Origin of the sequence: Bartonella sp. AC70YNML (assembly GCF_042196545.1) — a bacterium.
Taxonomy (GTDB): domain Bacteria; phylum Pseudomonadota; class Alphaproteobacteria; order Rhizobiales; family Rhizobiaceae; genus Bartonella.
Map to the genome: position 1 here is coordinate 1 of NZ_JBHIQK010000058.1, position 671 is coordinate 671.

Annotated in this window: 1 protein-coding gene; it reads right to left on the minus strand. The window is 38.9% G+C overall.

Features of this window, described 5'->3' with window-relative positions:
- Positions 1–671 (minus strand): autotransporter outer membrane beta-barrel domain-containing protein (locus ACFIMU_RS08730; RefSeq protein WP_375697039.1); only part of this gene is annotated, 671 nt, incomplete at both ends.

Here is a 671-nt window from a genome sequence, read left to right on the forward strand (position 1 = left end):
CATTGATGAAATTTTCCTAAATCAACATCAAGATTATCAACATCAAACGCCTGATTAAACTTAAGATGCTGATAAACAACCTGAATCTGCGGATCAAAAACAACACCTTTATACCCTGTTGCAAACGTTCTACCGCTCGTTAAAGAACCGCTAAACTGTTTACCCTTTAACGCCACAACCTTGCCCCGTGAAAGGGTCAAAACATCACCCTTAAAAAGACCATACGATACCACCCCATCTATATAAAAACCCCTATCATGCTGCAAACTTCCATAGGCAGCAACAGACCATTTATTAAATGCGCTTTTTTTGCTTTGTTCAACATCCTGAGGGTGTAGAGAAAGATTTCCATAGTTCCCCAAAACTCCAAAGAATGTACGACCATATAAACTCTCAATCTCGTTTAACAAAACACCTGCTTCAAGTGCATTATAATCGAGCTCAGCACCATAGCCATATTCAAAAGCAGATAAATTGGAAGCATAATGATGGCTCCCCCCATAAGCACGCAGAAAAAAAGCTGTCTTTTCATTCTCTTTCCAAGAAGAATGAAAAGCATTACGCATTATCTCCAACGTCTTATTTTGCGTGATCATATCCACTAAACCAGCATGAAATAAGGCATTTGGCAAAAGAAGATAAGTTGGAACCTGTGGAACAACAGCTCTAAT